Genomic DNA, 13647 nt, shown 5'->3' on the forward strand with positions numbered 1-13647 from the left:
CCTCCCAACCCTCCACCGTTCCGCCGGCCTCGCGCGGGGCCGAATCGCTTGCGTTGCTGCTCTTGGTCGGCGGGTTGATCGGCGTGATCTTTCCGGTCACCAAGATTGCGCAGGCGGGCGGCGTGCCGCCGCTGCCCTGGGCCTTCTCCATGATGCTGGGCGCCGGGGTGATCCTGGCCGGGCTGGCGCGCGTCAAAGGCCAGGCGATGCTTCCCGCCGGGCCCCTGACCAGACGGTACCTGCGCTATTTCGCGGTGTCGGGGCTGCTGTCCATGGCGCTGCCCAACGTGGTGCTGTTCTTCGTCATGCCGTGGCTGGGGGCCGGGCTGTCGGCGGTGGTCTACACGCTGCCGCCGATCCTGACGCTGCTGATGGCCGTGGCGGTGCGGATCGAAAAGCCCGACCGCGGGCGGGTGGTGGGCATTCTGCTGGGCTTCGTCGGGGCGCTGATGATCGTCGGGCCGCGCGGCAGCCTGCCCTCACCCGATCTGGCGGGCTGGATGGCGCTGGCCTTCGTCATGCCGCTGTCGGTCGCGGCGGGCAACGTCTACCGCACCGTGGCCTGGCCACCGGGCGGGCAGTCGGTGGCGCTGGCCGCGGGGACCATGCTGGGCGGGGCGGGCTGGGTCGCGCTGGCCCTGCTCGGCACCGGGGCGGTGGCGGAGTTGCCGGCGCTGGGCCGGGCACCCTGGCTCGCCCTGCTCCAGATCGCGGTGACGGCGCTGACCTACGTGCTGTATTTCCGGCTTCAGGTCGTCGCCGGGCCGGTCTATCTCAGCCAGATCGGCTACGTGGCGACCTCCGTCGGGCTGGGCACCGGGACGCTGCTGTTCGGCGAGCGCTATTCCCCCTGGGTGTGGGGTGGGGCGACGGTGATCGTCCTGGGCGTGCTTCTGGTCAGTTTTGGCCGGCGATTCGCGCGATAAGCTGTGGCATCGCCGCCGCGCACCGTGGTACCAAGGCCGGTCCGCGACGTCCGCGTCCTATCCTATTCGGTCCGTGATCCTTCCGGCATGCAAACCTTCCTGGAATTCGAAAAGCCGATCGCCGAGCTTGAAGGCAAGATCGAGGAACTGCGCCACCTGACCAACGCCGGCGATATCAACATCGCCGACGAAGTGACGAAGCTGCAGACCAAGGTCGACAAGCTCCTCCGGCAGACCTACGCGAAGCTCACCCCGGCGCAGAAGGTGCAGGTGGCCCGCCACCCCAACCGTCCGCACTGTCTGGACTATGTGAAGGGGCTGATCGACGACTTCACGCCGCTGGCCGGCGACCGCGGCTTCGCCGAAGACCGCGCGGTCATCGGCGGGCTGGGCCGCTTCCGCGGCCGCTCGGTCGTGGTGATCGGGCAGGAGAAGGGCCACGACACCGAAACGCGCGTGCGCCACAACTTCGGCATGGCCAAGCCCGAGGGCTACCGCAAGGCCCAGCGCCTGATGGACCTCGCCGACCGCTTCAAACTGCCGGTCGTCTCGCTGGTCGACACCGCCGGCGCCTTCCCCGGCGTCCAGGCGGAGGAGCGCGGCCAAGCCGAGGCCATCGCCAAGAGCATCGAGCGCTGCCTGCGCCTGTCCGTGCCCATGGTGGCCGCGGTGATCGGCGAGGGCGGCTCGGGCGGCGCCATCGCCATCGCGACCGCCGACCGGGTGCTGATGCTGGAGCACGCCATCTACTCCGTCATCTCGCCGGAGGGCTGCGCGTCGATCCTGTGGCGCAACCCCGACATGGCCGGCGAGGCCGCCGTCGCGCTGCGCCTGATCAGCCACGACCTCAAGGAACTCGGCGTCATCGACCGGGTGGTGAGCGAGCCGATCGGCGGCGCCCACCGCGACCCGGCGGAAACGGTCAAGGCGCTCGGCGACGCCATCGAGGAGTCGCTGGGCGACCTCGACGGGCTGGACGGTGCGGCGATCCGCGCCCAGCGCCGCCAGAAGTTCCTCGACATGGGCCAGAAGGGCCTGGGGTAAGGCGCCATGGCCGCCGCACCGGAGACCCGTCCTTCCAAGACCCGTCTTCTGCGTCTGGCGGCCACCGTCAACCTCGCCGCGGTGGTCGTGGCGCTGCTGGCCCTGTGGCTGCTGCCCCCGCTGTTCGCGCCGCCGCCCGGCATCGCCGATCCGGGCGCGCGCATGGCCTTCTGGGGGCGTCTCGCCCTGTGGCCGGCGCTGCTGCTGTTCCTGACGGTGGGCGGGGTGCTGGTCGCCCGCGCCCGCTCCGTCGCCCTGAACCCCATCGACGACGCCGAGTCGCGCTTCCACCGGGTCAGCCAGCGCGTGCTGACCAACACGGTGGAGCAGACGCTGATCTTCGTGCCCGCCCTGGCAGCTTTGGTGGCGCAGATGCCGCTGCCCGACCTGGGGTTCGCCCGGCTGGCGACCGCGCTGTTCGTGCTGGGCCGCCTGTTGTTCTGGGCGGGTTACGTGATCCACCCCTACGCCCGCGCCCCCGGCATGGCGGTCACGCTGACGGTCAACCTCGTCGTGCTCGGTTGGGCGCTGGTGCTCGCCGTCGGCTGAGCGGAAATTACAGCCAGCGCCGCCGCTTGAAGTGGATCATCGGCAGAGCCGCCGACAGGATCATCAGCATCACCGCCAGCGGATAGCCGAACGTCCAGTCCTTTTCCGGCATGGTCGCGAAGTTCATGCCGTAGATGCTGGCGACCAGCGTCGGCGGGAACAGGGTGACCGTCAGGATCGAGACGATCTTGATGATCTCGTTCTGCTCGACGTTGATGCGGCCCAGCGTGGTGTCCAGCAGCAGGCTGACCTTCCCCGACAGGAATTGAGCGTATTCGCCGAGGCCCGTCGCGTCCTGCAAAGCGGCGCGCGCCCAGCGCCGGGTCCGCTTGGCCGGGGTCCAGCCCTCGCCGCGGGCCAGGAAGGTCAGCAGGCGGTTGAGAGTCGACAGGCTGACATGGGCCTTGCCGATCAGGTGCCCGGTGTGGCCGATGCGCTTCAGCGTGCGGCTGTCGTCCCGCCGCTCCCCCTTGACCGGCAGGGCGCGCCCGCGGAAGGCGCGGCTGCCCATGGTGTCCAGTTCCAGCCCGACGCGGCGCAGGACGGCGGCGGTGCGCTCCACCACCCCGTCGAGCAGGGCGGCCAGGACCGCCTCGGCCGTCAATTCCGTACCGCCGTTGCGGGTGACGCGGCGGCGGAAGGCCAGGAAGGGCTGCGGATCGACGGTGTGGATGGTGGCGAGCCGCCCGCCGGCCAGGACGAAGCTGACCGGGACGATGCGCGGCTGGTCGGTGTCGGCCCAGACCAGGACGAGGGCGGTCATGTGCACGGCGCCGGGGGTGACGCGCAGGCGGCTCGATTCTTCGATTTCCGCCATCTGCTCCCGAGTCGGCAGCTTGATGCCCATCAGCGCCTCGGCGCGGGCCAGCTCCTCCGGAGTCGGATTCTGCAGGTCGAGCCAGACGGCCTCAGTGGGCAACGGGGTGCGGACGCCCTCGGCCTCGCGGGCCCAGCGCAGCCGGTCACCGTCGCAGGCGAAGACGTGGAGCATGGCGGCGGTCCGCCTTAGAGGAGGCGGCCGAAGCGGCGCGGCTTGCGCGGCTGGGGCGGATCGGCGGGGCTGTCGCCGCGTCCGGCTTCCCCTTCCGGAAGGTCGACGGGCGCGCCGTCCTCGCGCAGCGCGGCCTCCAGCTTGCGCCGGAAGGCCCCGCCGTCATCCTTGGAGTCGAGGAAATGCCCGACGGCTTCCTTCGCCGAGTCGCGGTCGTAGGGGACCTTGCCGAAGACCGACAGCTTGGCGCGTTCCAGCAGCTTCGGGTCCATCCGTTCACGAATGGCCTTCATCTGGCGGAGCAGGTCCTTGCGCACGTCGGACATGGCGGGTCCCCTTCGCTTACCCGGTCACTCGCGGCCGATCATAGTACCGGCCCCGCCCTCGGTGAAGATCTCCAGCAGCAGGGCGTGCGGCACCCGGCCGTCCAGGATGACGGCGGCGTCCACGCCCTGTTCGACGGCGTCGATGCAGGTCTCGATCTTCGGGATCATGCCGCCGGTCGCGGTGCCGTCGGCGATGGCGGCGCGCGCCTGGTCCAGCGACATGCGCGGCACCAGCTCCTTGTTCTTGTCCAGAACGCCGGCGACGTCGGTCAGCAGGAAGAAGCGGGTGGCACCCAGCGCCGAGGCGACGGCGCCCGCCGCCGTGTCGGCGTTGATGTTGTAGGTGTCGCCGTTGCGGTCGAAGCCGATCGGGGCGATGACCGGGATGATGTCCGACTGGGCCAGCGACGTGAGGATCTGCGGGTTCACCTGATAGGGCTCGCCGACGAAGCCGAGGTCCAGCACCTTCTCGATGTTGCTGTCCGGGTCGCGCTGGGTGCGGCGCAGCTTGCGCGCGGTGATCAGGCTGCCGTCCTTGCCCGACAGGCCGACGGCGCGGCCGCCCGCGTTGTTGATGGCGGCGACGATCTGCTTGTTGATGGAGCCGGCCAGCACCATCTCGACCACCTCGACCGTCTCCTTGTCGGTGACGCGCAGGCCGTCGATGAAGCTGGACTTGATGGCCAGCCGCTGCAGCATCTGCCCGATCTGCGGGCCGCCGCCGTGCACGACCACAGGGTTGATGCCGACCTGCTTCAGCAGGACGATGTCGCGGGCGAACTTCTCCGCCAGGCTGTCGTCACCCATGGCGTGGCCGCCGTACTTGATGACGAAGGTGCGCCCGGCGTAGCGGCGCATGTAGGGCAGGGCTTCGGACAGGGTGCGGGCCTTGGCGAGCCACTCGTCGCGGGTCGTGTTCTGCACGGGATGGAGCCGTTCGTCGGGGTGGGCCAATCGGGTGAGATTCCGCCGACTCTTTAACGGAAAGCGCGGGGGGTGCCTAGGGGGCTTTTTCAGGCGCGCGCCGCGTCCGGGAACCCTTGCCGCGCCCGGCGGTTCGCCCGGGGTAGGATGAACCGCAAAGGACGGTGCCATGAACGACCGCATCATGCCGACGCCGCGCAACCCCTTCACCGAAGCCCACAAGGCCGAGATGGAGGAGACCGCCCGGCGGGCCGAGGAGATCTACGGCTCCCCCGACGCCCAGGAGGTGACGGAGGCCAACACGGCGCTGAAGGAGCAGGCGCGTGGGGACGGAAAGGCCGGGTCTGATGGGCCGGGCGCCGATCCGGTGGTGACCGGAAACGTGCGGAAACCCGGCTGACGGGTCAGGCTGTGCCGGCGTGGCCCGCCCGGCGGCCGGCGATCCGCCCGGCCAGCAGGGTCATCGGCTGGGTCAGCGCGGTGACCACCACCGCCATCAGCACCATGGCCGAGAAGCAGGCCTCCGACAGCACCCCCGCCTCCAGCAGGATGGTCAGGACGATGACCTCCATCAGCCCCTTGCAGGACATCAGCGTGCCGAGCCGCCAGGAATCGGCGGCGCTCTCGCCCGACAGCCGGGCGGGCAGGGCGGTGCCCAGGATCTTGCCGGTGATGGTCGCCACGGTCGCCAGCACGAAGACCCACCATTGCGCCGCGGCGGCGAGGTCGAGATCGACCTTCAGGCCGGTCAGGGTGAAGAAGAAGGGCAGCAGGATCAGCGTGGCGAAATGCTCCAGCCGGTCCAGGATGGCCGCCGCCAGCCGCCGCGGCATGACCGTGCCGGCGACGAAGGCGCCCAGGATGTAGTGCAGCCCGATCAGTTCCGTCACCGCGGCGGAACCGAGCAGGGCGGCGCAGGTGACCACCACCACCATGTCGCCGACGTCGCCGTCCGGGGCGATGCGGTTCATCAGCCGGGTCAGCAGGGGGCGGGCGAACAGCTCCGTCGCGGCGAGATAGGCAAAGCCCAGGACGGCGATCCATGCCACCCCGGCGAAGCCGCCGCTTCCCCCCGCCGCCAGGGCCAGCACGGCGGTGATGAGAAGCCACAGCAGCGCGTCGTTGACTGCCGCGTAGCCCAGCGCCAGCCGCCCGACCCGCTCCCCGATCAGCCCCATTTCGCGCAGGATGGCCCCCAGCACCGGCAGGGCGGTCACCCCGATGCAGATGCCGAACCCCGCGGCGAACAGCAGCGGGTCGGCCTTCGGCCCGGCCATCTCGGGAAAGGCGCCGACGATCCACCAGCCGAGCGCGCCGCCGAGCAGGGTCGGCACCAGCATGCTCGACAGGCTGATGCCGACGAAGGCGCGCCCGCGGCCCTTGAACTCCTCCAGGTCGAGATGAAGCCCGGTCAAAAAGGCGAAGAAGACCACGGCGAGCAGGGCCAGCCCGGAGAGCGGCGCCAGCGACCCCTTGGGGAACAGCGGTTGCCAGAGTTCCGGGGCGGCCTGCCCGAGAACCGACGGGCCGAGCGCGATCCCGAACAGGATCTGGATGACCACCATCGGGGCCACATGCTTCAGCCCGGACAGCCGCCACAGCAGGAACGGGCCGGCGATCAGCAGGATGGCCTGGAGGAGGAACAGCAGGGCCGGCGTCAGCTCGACGGGCATCGGGTCATCCCAGGCTGGCGAGCTGGGCGAGGCTGGCCCGCAGCTCCGCGATGCCCTGGCCCTTCTCGGCGCTGGTGGCGTGGATCTCCGGGAAGGCGGCGGGGTGTTTCTTGATGGCCGCCACGGTGCGCTTGCTCACCTCGGCCAGCTCCTGCGACCGCACCTTGTCCGACTTGGTCAGGACGACGACGTAGGGCACCGCCGCCTGATCGAGCATCGTCATGATCTCCTCGTCGTTGGGCTTCAGCCCGTGGCGCGAATCGACCAGCACCAGCGCCCGGCGCAGCGTGACGCGGCCGCGCAGGAAGCGGCGGACCATGTCGTTCCAGATCTCGATCTTCTCCTTCGATTCCTTGGCGTAGCCGTAGCCGGGCATGTCCACCAGCTTCAGCCGGTTGCCAAGGTTGAAGAAGTTGAGCTGCTGGGTGCGGCCCGGCGTGTTGGAGGTGCGGGCCAGCGTCTTGCGCCCGGTCAGCGCGTTGACGAGGCTGGACTTGCCGACGTTGGAGCGGCCGGCGAAGGCGACCTCCGGCAGGTCGGCCTCCGGCAGCTGCTCCGCCGTCTGGGCGCCCCAGATGAAGTCGCATTCCTTGGCGAACAGAAGCCGCCCCGCTTCCAGGGCCTCCTCGTCGAAACCGGAGATCGGGGAGCTGCTGGAAGAGGTCATGGACGGCGCTTTCGAAAGAGGCGGGCTGTGGATCGTGACCGGCCCAAAACATAACCGCCGGCAAACGCCCGTCAAGGGAGGCGCTTGCCGGCGGTCGATGCCCTGAGGTTCAGGGAAGCCGGGTATCAGATGGAAAGGACCCTCAGGTCACCTTCACACCGTCCTGCCGCATGATGATCCACTGCTGGGCGATGGACAGGGTGTTGTTCCAGGCCCAGTAGATCACCAGACCAGCCGGGAAGCTGGCGAGCATGAAGGTGAAGACGATCGGCAGGAACTGGAACACCTTCTGCTGCACCGGATCGGGCGGTGCCGGGTTCAGCTTCTGCTGGAAGTACATGGTGATGCCCATGATGATCGGCCACAGGCCCAGCATCAGGAGGTGCGGCGGCTGCCACGGGATCAGACCGAACAGGTTGAAGATGGTGGTCGGATCGGGCGCGGACAGGTCGTGAATCCAGCCGAAGAACGGCGCGTGCCGCATTTCGATGGTCACGAACAGCACCTTGTACAGCGCGAAGAACACCGGGATCTGGATCAGGATCGGCAGGCAGCCCGACACCGGCGAGACCTTCTCGCGCTTGTAGAGCGCCATCATCTCCTGGTTCAGGCGGACCTTGTCGTCGCCGAAGCGGTCGCGCAGCTCCATCATCTTGGGCTGCAGCTTCTTCATCTTGGCCATCGCGTGATAGGACTTGTTGGCCAGCGGGAAGAAGGCCGCCTTGACGATCACGGTGAAGACCAGGATGGCGATGCCGAAGTTGCCGAACAGGCGGCCCAGCAGGTCCAGCCCGTAGAAGAACGGCTTGGTCAGGAAGTAGAACCAGCCGAAGTCGATCGCCAGATCGAAGTTGGCGATGCCCAGCTTGTCCGAATAGTCGTCGAGCAGGCGGACCTGCTTGGCGCCGGCGAACAGCCGGTCGGTCATCTCGATGGTGGCGCCGGGGGCGATTTCCACGGCCTTGCCGAGCGTGTCGACCTGATAGCGGTCGGTGCCGCCGGGGGCGGAGTGGACGAAGCGGGCGGTGATCGGGGCCTTCTGGTCGGGGACCAGCGAGACCAGCCAATACTTGTCGGTGATGCCGATCCAGCCGCCCGTGCTCTGGGCGGAGACGGTGCCGGCCTTGCGCAGGTCGTCGTACTTGTGCTCGTTCAGCTTGCCGTCGAAGACGCCGAGCGGGCCTTCATGCAGGATGTAGTAGCCGTCGGTGTGCGGCGTGCCGGCGCGGCTGACGAGGCTGTAGGGCAGCAGGCTGACCGGGGTGGAGCCGGTGTTGCGCACCTTCTGGGTGACCGTGAACATGAAGTTCTGGTCGACCGCGATGGTCCGCTCGAACACCAGGCCCTTGCCGTTGTCCCAGGTCAGGGTCAGCGGCTGGTCCGGCGTCAGCGCGGTGCCGGCGGCGGTCCAGCGGGTGTCGGCGCCGGGAACCGGCTGCGACTTGTCCTCCGGAACCCAGCCGAACTCGGCGTAATAGGCCTCGGGCGTGCCGGCGGGGGCCAGCAGCACGATTTCCGGGCTCTTGGGATCGGGGGTGACGCGGTAGTCGGCCAGCGTCAGGTCGTCGATGCGGCCCCCAACCAGATTGACCGATCCGTGCAGCGACGGCGTGTTGATCTTGACGCGCGTTCCGGCGGCCATCTGCTCGGCGAGCAGGCCGGCGCGGTCGCGGACCGTGGCGGGAGCCGCCGTGCCGGGGACTGAACCGGGAGCGGCGCCCGGCGCTGGCGCGGCGCCGGGAGTGACCGACTGCTCCGTCTGGGCGGCCTGCTGCGCAGCCTGCTGCTGCTTTACCCGGGGTCCATCGTAGAAATACTGGAATCCCAGGAGGATGGCGATCGACAGAGCGATCGCGAGGATGAGGTTGCGTTGATCGGTCATGGCATCCCGGTTGCCGTGGGCCTTCATCAAGAAGGGGGCCGAACGCCGGTTTTCAGGCCGGCATGCGAATTGCTGCATCGATGCGCCGCGTCGTCCGGCCCGTGCGAACAGCGGTTGGACCGCCCCGGTTCGGGCACGGGATCATATCCCCACCCGCCCCAGGGATGGCAGCGCAGAAGCCTCCGGACGGTCAGCCAACTGCCCCGGATCGCTCCGTGCTTAGATAGCGCATCCAGCGCATAGTTTGAACAGGTCGGCTGAAATCGGCAGTGCCACCCGATGAAGGGCGACAGGGTCCACTGATAGCCGACCACGAGCGCGCGCAGAAAATAGGCGAGCGGGCTCACGCGCCGGCCTCCCCACCGCCGGAACCGTTGCCGGTCCCGCCGTTGGGTGTGACGGCGTTTGGCCCGCCATTCGCCTCGCTCTTGGGCACCTCGCTCTTGGACGCGTCGCGCCACAGACCGAGGCGTTTCAGCGCCGCAATCAGATCGCCCACCAACTCCGTCCACGGCCTTTCGGCCGTCGCGGCGCGGGCCACCAGCACGAAATCGTGACCGGGGGCCGCGTGGGCGGTCAGAATTTGACGGGCCGCTTCGCGAAGGCGGCGGCGTGCGCGATTGCGCACGACCGCGTTCCCCACTTTGCGGCTCGCCGTCAGGCCAAGACGAATCGGCGGCTCGCCAGGGGCGGGCCGCTGCCGTTCGTCGTGTCGGCGCACCTGCAGGATAAGGCCGGGAGCCACATGCTTGCGCCGTGTACCGGCCACGGCCAGAAATTCCGGCCGCCGCTTCAGGCGCCCGACCCTGGGGTCCGGCGCCGCCATGCGTATCAGGCGCTCAGGACACTGCGGCCCTTGGCGCGACGGCGGGCAATCACCTTGCGGCCACCGACGGTCGCCATGCGGGCGCGGAAGCCATGCCGGCGCTTGCGCACGATTTTGCTGGGCTGGAACGTGCGTTTCACGGCACCATACTCCTCGATCTCAGGGCAAAAAATGAGCCCCGCTGTATAGAGGTACCGACCCCCGGAGTCAATCACGCCCTGCCACCCAAGCGTGGGAAATATTCTCCGTTCGGATGGGCAGAGGCAAGAAGGGTGGCGCAAAGGAGGGTGAAAAGGGGTAGGGGCCTGCCTCCCCCGCCGTGCGGCGTGTTTACCCCCTGACATTCGCGAAAGGTCCGGGGGAAGTCGGCATGCTGCACCGGCGGCAATTCATCGTGTCCAAAAACACCCACGCGCTCCGTCCGGATTGGGTGAGCCGTGATATCGGCGGGCTGGTCCTGTCCCATTGTCCCGACCTGCCGGTCCGGCGCGTGCTGGGCGCCGACAAGACGGTCTGGCACCTGCTGGGGCTTCCCGTGCAGACCGACCCGGCGCGTCCCGACCCGGTGGAGGCGCTGGCCGCGTCCCGCGCCGGGGACAACGCGGAGCTGTGCCGTTCCTGGACGGGACGCTGGCTGCTGCTGAACAACCGGGCGGTTCATCTGGACACCGGCGGGACGCTCGGCTGCTTCTACGGGATGGTGGACGGCGCCCTGACCCTCGCCTCCAGCGCCGGGGTGATGGCCGAACTGCTGGGCGAGGAGGCGACGTTCCGCCGTCCCCTGACGCACGAGGCCGGGCTGGACTGGTACCCTTTGCCCGGCTCCGGGCTGGCCGGGGTGCGCCGGCTGCTGCCGACCCAGGTGCTCGACCCCGCCCGCCCGATGGACGATCCGGGCTTCCTGACCTTCCGCCGGCCCTTCCCGGCGGTTCCGCCGGGCTTTTCCGATTCGCTCGCCTATGAGCGGATGGAGTCCATCCTGGTCACCGCCATCCGCAATCTGCACCGGACCCTGTCGGGACCGGAGGGCGGCAACCGCCCGCTGATGCTCCAACTCACCGCCGGCTACGACACGCGGCTGCTGCTGGCCGCGGCGCAGAAGGCCGAGGTGCCCTTCGCCACCTTCACCTTCGACCACCGCGACTTGACGCCGGGCGACCGCAAGCTGCCGCCGAAGCTGGCCCGGCTGGCGGGGGTGGAGCATCACCTGATCCCCTGCCCGCCGCTGGACGCCCAGCGTGCGCGCGACTACGCCGCCCACACCGGCGGGCACACCGCGGCGATGGACGGGGAGTTCTACGCCAACGGCGCCTGGGACGGCGTGCCGGAGGGTGCCGTCGTCCTGCACGGCGGCGTCTTCGAGGTGGCGCGCTGCTTCTACTGGGGTCAGATCCCGCCGGGCCTTGCCGCCGACGCCGAGGACACCGCCGCCCGGATGTTCGACGCCTTCCGCGGCAAGCTCTACAACCCGCCGTCCCATTGCGAGGCGCTGCGCGAATGGCTGGCCTGGGTGGTAAAGACGCCGGACGTCCTGCCGGGCGGCGCGATGGACCTGCGCGACCGCTTCTATCTGGAGCAGCGGGTGGCCGGCTGGCTCTCGGCCATCGACCAGGGGGTGGACCTGACCGGGCGTCAGCTCTTCCAGGTCGGCAACTGCGCGGACTTCCTGGCGATCGCCCTGGCCATGCCGGTGGACGTCCGCCGCTCCAGCCAGCATCAGGCCGAGCTGATCCGCCGCATGGCCCCCGACCTGCTGAGCGAGCCGATCAACCCGCCGCAGCCCGCCGTGCTGCGCCAGCTGCGCAAGCTGCCGCGCCGGCTGAACAAGTTGCGCACGGCGATCGGGCACCATCTGGCGCGGACGTCGGCGTAGGTGGTGGCTTTAAGGGTGGCGGCTTGTCCCCACCCTAACCCTCCCCCGCTGGGCGGGGGAGGGGATTGTGGGCTGGCGCGGGGTCGGGTTGGGAAAGGCCTGGTGCGGCCGTCTTGGACAGGTACAGCCAGCGGCGGTAGGCGTCCTCGCTGACGGGGGCGCGGTGCTTCAGGCCGATGCGGAGGATCTCCGGCAGGGCCAGAAGCACCTTCAGGTCGGTCAGCCGCGGGCCGTGGCGCAGGTTCTTCCAGCTGTTGCCGATCCAGCTCCGCGCGAAGCGCCAGGGCAGCAGGCCGGCGGGGCAGCGGGCGATCTCGCGGATCAGGTCGTTGCGGTGGTTGTAGAAGCGCTCCAGCCCCGGCTTGCGGCCCTTCTCGCTCTTGTCGTGATAGACCATGATGCCGGGCAGGGCGACCACCCGGTGGCCGGCGCCGATCAGCCGCAGGCAGCGGTCCTTCTCCTCCCCCTGGCGGTACAGCTCCGGCATGTAGAGGCCGACGGCGGCGACCGCGCTGCGGCGCAGCAGATGGCCGCAGCCGACGTACCAGGGCGCGTCGAAGGGGTCGGCCTGCGGCGGGAAATAGACCAGCCCGTCGCGCGTCTCGATGTTGCAGGCCAGCGCCGCCACATCCGCGTGCGTCTCCATGTAGGCCACCGCGCGGGCGAGGCCGTCGGGCTCGGCGAACCAGGAATCGTCGTCCACCGACAGCACGTAATCGCCCGCCGTGTTCACGAAGCCGAAGTTGCGGGCGTAGATCAGCCCGGCGTTGTGCGGCAGCCGGACGTAGCGGACGGTGGGGAACTCCCCCCGCACCATGGCGTCGGTGCCGTCGGTGGACCCGTCGTCCACCACCAGGATCTCCGCGACGGGGTGCGTCTGGGCGAGCAGGCGGGACAGCGCGGTGCGCAGTTCCGGCGCGCGGTTGAAGGTGGCGATGACGGCGCTGACGCTGGGCATCAGGCAACCTCGCTGGAGGAGGACGAGGCGGCGCGCGGCCGCTCGGGCAGGGGCAGCCGGACCGGTGGGCGCTTCAGCTCCTCCGGGTACTCGTCGCGCAGGCCGGACAGGTAGCTGTCCAGGAAGACCCGCAGGCCCCGGAAGTCCCGGTTCACCAGATAATGGGCGGTGTATTTGGCGATCATGCGCGGGATCACCCCCGCCTTCTCGTAGTTGGCGTGGATGTAGCCCATGTTGCGGAAGAAATGCGGCGCCCGGTCGGCCCGCATCGTCTCCACCGTGCCCAGCCGGCCGCCCAGCACCTTGTGCTCCGTCCGCGACATGCCGGGATGGATGTGCAGGGCCTTCACCGCCGTGCCGACCTTCAGCCCGGCGCGGCGGGCGCGCAGGGTGAACTCGTACTCGTCGCCCCAGATGAACATCTCGCGCTTCACGTTGCCGATTTGCTCGAAGACGGCGCGGCCGATCAGCGTGCCGTTGAACAGGGCGATGGTGCCCGGCGCCAGCCCGTCGACCGCCCGCGCCATCAGGCTGTCCGGGTCGCGGGTGCCCTGCATGGGGAAGGCCAGGGTCGAGCGGTCCTCCGCCGCCAGCACCAGCGGGCCGACCATGGACAGGCCGTGGTGCCGCGCCTGAGCCAGCAGTTCGGCCAGCGCGCCGGGCTGCGGGATGCCGTCGTCGTCGGTGCTCCAGATCCAGCGGGCGCCGAGGCCGAGCGCCGTCTCGAAGGCGGTGTGGTAGGCGCCGGCGGACCCGCAGTTGGCCTGCCGCACCACGACCAGCGCGTCGTCCCGCTCCTCCGCCTGCGCGGCCAGCCACTCCGGCGTGCCGTCGCTGGAGCCGCTGTCCACCACCACCAGCCGCTCCGGTCGCGGGTGCTGCCCGAGGATCGCCGCGACGCAGGTGGCCAGAAGCGGCAGGCGGTTGTGCGTGACGACGATCGCCACGACGCCTTGGGCGATGTCCGCCGAAACGCTGTCCGCCGGGAATGTGTCGTGAGCCATGGCT

The 13647-nt window shown here is 69.7% G+C and carries 16 protein-coding genes; 5 read left to right on the plus strand and 11 right to left on the minus strand.

What is annotated here, in order from left to right; all coding sequences use genetic code 11:
* Positions 1-53 precede the first annotated feature (53 nt).
* The 3 genes from AC1DVI_RS11765 to AC1DVI_RS11775 all read left to right on the plus strand — a co-directional run bounded on the left by AC1DVI_RS11765 (position 54) and on the right by AC1DVI_RS11775 (position 2519).
* Complete coding sequence (locus AC1DVI_RS11765; protein ID WP_476958124.1) at positions 54-926, plus strand: DMT family transporter; 873 nt, start codon at positions 54-56, stop codon at positions 924-926.
* 87 nt (positions 927-1013) lie between these two features.
* On the plus strand, positions 1014-1970 hold the full coding sequence (locus AC1DVI_RS11770) for an acetyl-CoA carboxylase carboxyltransferase subunit alpha (protein ID WP_200485100.1): 957 nt from the start codon (positions 1014-1016) through the stop codon (positions 1968-1970).
* A 6-nt stretch (positions 1971-1976) separates the two neighbouring features.
* Positions 1977-2519: an MAPEG family protein gene (locus tag AC1DVI_RS11775; protein ID WP_476958125.1), complete on the plus strand. Its 543-nt coding sequence runs from the start codon at positions 1977-1979 to the stop codon at positions 2517-2519.
* Between the two features lie 7 nt (positions 2520-2526).
* Here AC1DVI_RS11775 and AC1DVI_RS11780 read toward each other — a convergent pair whose 3' ends face one another.
* From AC1DVI_RS11780 to argB, 3 genes are read right to left on the minus strand one after another with little or no spacing between them, the layout of a single operon-like run.
* Positions 2527-3510: a magnesium transporter CorA family protein gene (locus AC1DVI_RS11780; RefSeq protein WP_476958126.1), complete on the minus strand. Its 984-nt coding sequence runs from the start codon at positions 3508-3510 to the stop codon at positions 2527-2529.
* Positions 3511-3524: 14 nt separating this feature from the next.
* Positions 3525-3836 carry a hypothetical protein gene (locus AC1DVI_RS11785; RefSeq protein ID WP_476958127.1) on the minus strand — a complete coding sequence of 104 codons (312 nt, stop codon included), beginning with the start codon at positions 3834-3836 and terminating at the stop codon, positions 3525-3527.
* Between the two features lie 24 nt (positions 3837-3860).
* Positions 3861-4760 carry an acetylglutamate kinase gene (argB, locus tag AC1DVI_RS11790; RefSeq protein WP_145625606.1) on the minus strand — a complete coding sequence of 300 codons (900 nt, stop codon included), beginning with the start codon at positions 4758-4760 and terminating at the stop codon, positions 3861-3863.
* 169 nt (positions 4761-4929) lie between these two features.
* Here argB and AC1DVI_RS11795 point away from each other — a divergent pair, with 169 nt between their 5' ends.
* A complete protein-coding gene (locus AC1DVI_RS11795; RefSeq protein ID WP_476958128.1) occupies positions 4930-5160 on the plus strand; it encodes a hypothetical protein in 231 nt (76 codons plus the stop codon).
* Positions 5161-5164: 4 nt separating this feature from the next.
* Here the strand turns inward: AC1DVI_RS11795 and AC1DVI_RS11800 are convergent, their stop codons facing one another.
* The 6 genes from AC1DVI_RS11800 to rpmH form a co-directional block, all read right to left on the minus strand.
* A complete protein-coding gene (locus AC1DVI_RS11800) occupies positions 5165-6433 on the minus strand; it encodes a cation:proton antiporter domain-containing protein (protein ID WP_476958129.1) in 1269 nt (422 codons plus the stop codon).
* 4 nt (positions 6434-6437) lie between these two features.
* Positions 6438-7100, minus strand: a complete 663-nt coding sequence (yihA, locus tag AC1DVI_RS11805) for a ribosome biogenesis GTP-binding protein YihA/YsxC (protein ID WP_035674103.1) — start codon at positions 7098-7100, stop codon at positions 6438-6440.
* 142 nt (positions 7101-7242) lie between these two features.
* Positions 7243-8982 carry a membrane protein insertase YidC gene (gene yidC / locus AC1DVI_RS11810; RefSeq protein ID WP_476958130.1) on the minus strand — a complete coding sequence of 580 codons (1740 nt, stop codon included), beginning with the start codon at positions 8980-8982 and terminating at the stop codon, positions 7243-7245.
* 26 nt (positions 8983-9008) lie between these two features.
* The gene (gene yidD / locus AC1DVI_RS11815; RefSeq protein WP_476958131.1) at positions 9009-9329 is read right to left on the minus strand and encodes a membrane protein insertion efficiency factor YidD; all 321 of its coding nucleotides are present in this window, start codon (positions 9327-9329) and stop codon (positions 9009-9011) included.
* Complete coding sequence (gene rnpA, locus AC1DVI_RS11820; protein ID WP_476958132.1) at positions 9326-9808, minus strand: ribonuclease P protein component; 483 nt, start codon at positions 9806-9808, stop codon at positions 9326-9328. The genes yidD and rnpA overlap by 4 nt, the downstream gene beginning before the upstream one ends.
* Before the next feature lie 5 nt (positions 9809-9813).
* A complete protein-coding gene (gene rpmH / locus AC1DVI_RS11825; RefSeq protein ID WP_014239280.1) occupies positions 9814-9948 on the minus strand; it encodes a 50S ribosomal protein L34 in 135 nt (44 codons plus the stop codon).
* A 230-nt stretch (positions 9949-10178) separates the two neighbouring features.
* Here rpmH and AC1DVI_RS11830 point away from each other — a divergent pair, with 230 nt between their 5' ends.
* Positions 10179-11681 (plus strand): hypothetical protein, encoded by a 1503-nt coding sequence (locus AC1DVI_RS11830; RefSeq protein ID WP_476958133.1) that lies wholly within the window; start codon positions 10179-10181, stop codon positions 11679-11681.
* A 34-nt stretch (positions 11682-11715) separates the two neighbouring features.
* Here the strand turns inward: AC1DVI_RS11830 and AC1DVI_RS11835 are convergent, their stop codons facing one another.
* Both AC1DVI_RS11835 and AC1DVI_RS11840 read right to left on the minus strand, forming a co-directional pair.
* A complete protein-coding gene (locus AC1DVI_RS11835) occupies positions 11716-12639 on the minus strand; it encodes a glycosyltransferase family 2 protein (protein WP_476958134.1) in 924 nt (307 codons plus the stop codon).
* The gene (locus AC1DVI_RS11840) at positions 12639-13643 is read right to left on the minus strand and encodes a glycosyltransferase (protein ID WP_476958135.1); all 1005 of its coding nucleotides are present in this window, start codon (positions 13641-13643) and stop codon (positions 12639-12641) included. The genes AC1DVI_RS11835 and AC1DVI_RS11840 overlap by 1 nt, the downstream gene beginning before the upstream one ends.
* Between the last annotated feature and the right edge of the window lie 4 nt (positions 13644-13647).

It is taken from the genome of Azospirillum sp. P4_B5, assembly GCF_056402275.1.

Excerpts from the sequence above, each read along its gene's own strand:
- AC1DVI_RS11770 (WP_200485100.1), top strand. The coding sequence starts at position 1,014 with ATGCAAACCTTCCTGGAATTCGAAAAGCCGATCGCCGAGCTTGAAGGC.
- AC1DVI_RS11775 (WP_476958125.1), top strand. The coding sequence starts at position 1,977 with ATGGCCGCCGCACCGGAGACCCGTCCTTCCAAGACCCGTCTTCTGCGT.
- AC1DVI_RS11780 (WP_476958126.1), bottom strand. The coding sequence starts at position 3,510 with ATGCTCCACGTCTTCGCCTGCGACGGTGACCGGCTGCGCTGGGCCCGC.
- AC1DVI_RS11785 (WP_476958127.1), bottom strand. The coding sequence starts at position 3,836 with ATGTCCGACGTGCGCAAGGACCTGCTCCGCCAGATGAAGGCCATTCGT.
- AC1DVI_RS11795 (WP_476958128.1), top strand. The coding sequence starts at position 4,930 with ATGAACGACCGCATCATGCCGACGCCGCGCAACCCCTTCACCGAAGCC.
- AC1DVI_RS11800 (WP_476958129.1), bottom strand. The coding sequence starts at position 6,433 with ATGCCCGTCGAGCTGACGCCGGCCCTGCTGTTCCTCCTCCAGGCCATC.
- yihA (WP_035674103.1), bottom strand. The coding sequence starts at position 7,100 with ATGACCTCTTCCAGCAGCTCCCCGATCTCCGGTTTCGACGAGGAGGCC.
- yidC (WP_476958130.1), bottom strand. The coding sequence starts at position 8,982 with ATGACCGATCAACGCAACCTCATCCTCGCGATCGCTCTGTCGATCGCC.
- rnpA (WP_476958132.1), bottom strand. The coding sequence starts at position 9,808 with ATGGCGGCGCCGGACCCCAGGGTCGGGCGCCTGAAGCGGCGGCCGGAA.
- AC1DVI_RS11830 (WP_476958133.1), top strand. The coding sequence starts at position 10,179 with ATGCTGCACCGGCGGCAATTCATCGTGTCCAAAAACACCCACGCGCTC.
- AC1DVI_RS11835 (WP_476958134.1), bottom strand. The coding sequence starts at position 12,639 with ATGCCCAGCGTCAGCGCCGTCATCGCCACCTTCAACCGCGCGCCGGAA.
- AC1DVI_RS11840 (WP_476958135.1), bottom strand. The coding sequence starts at position 13,643 with ATGGCTCACGACACATTCCCGGCGGACAGCGTTTCGGCGGACATCGCC.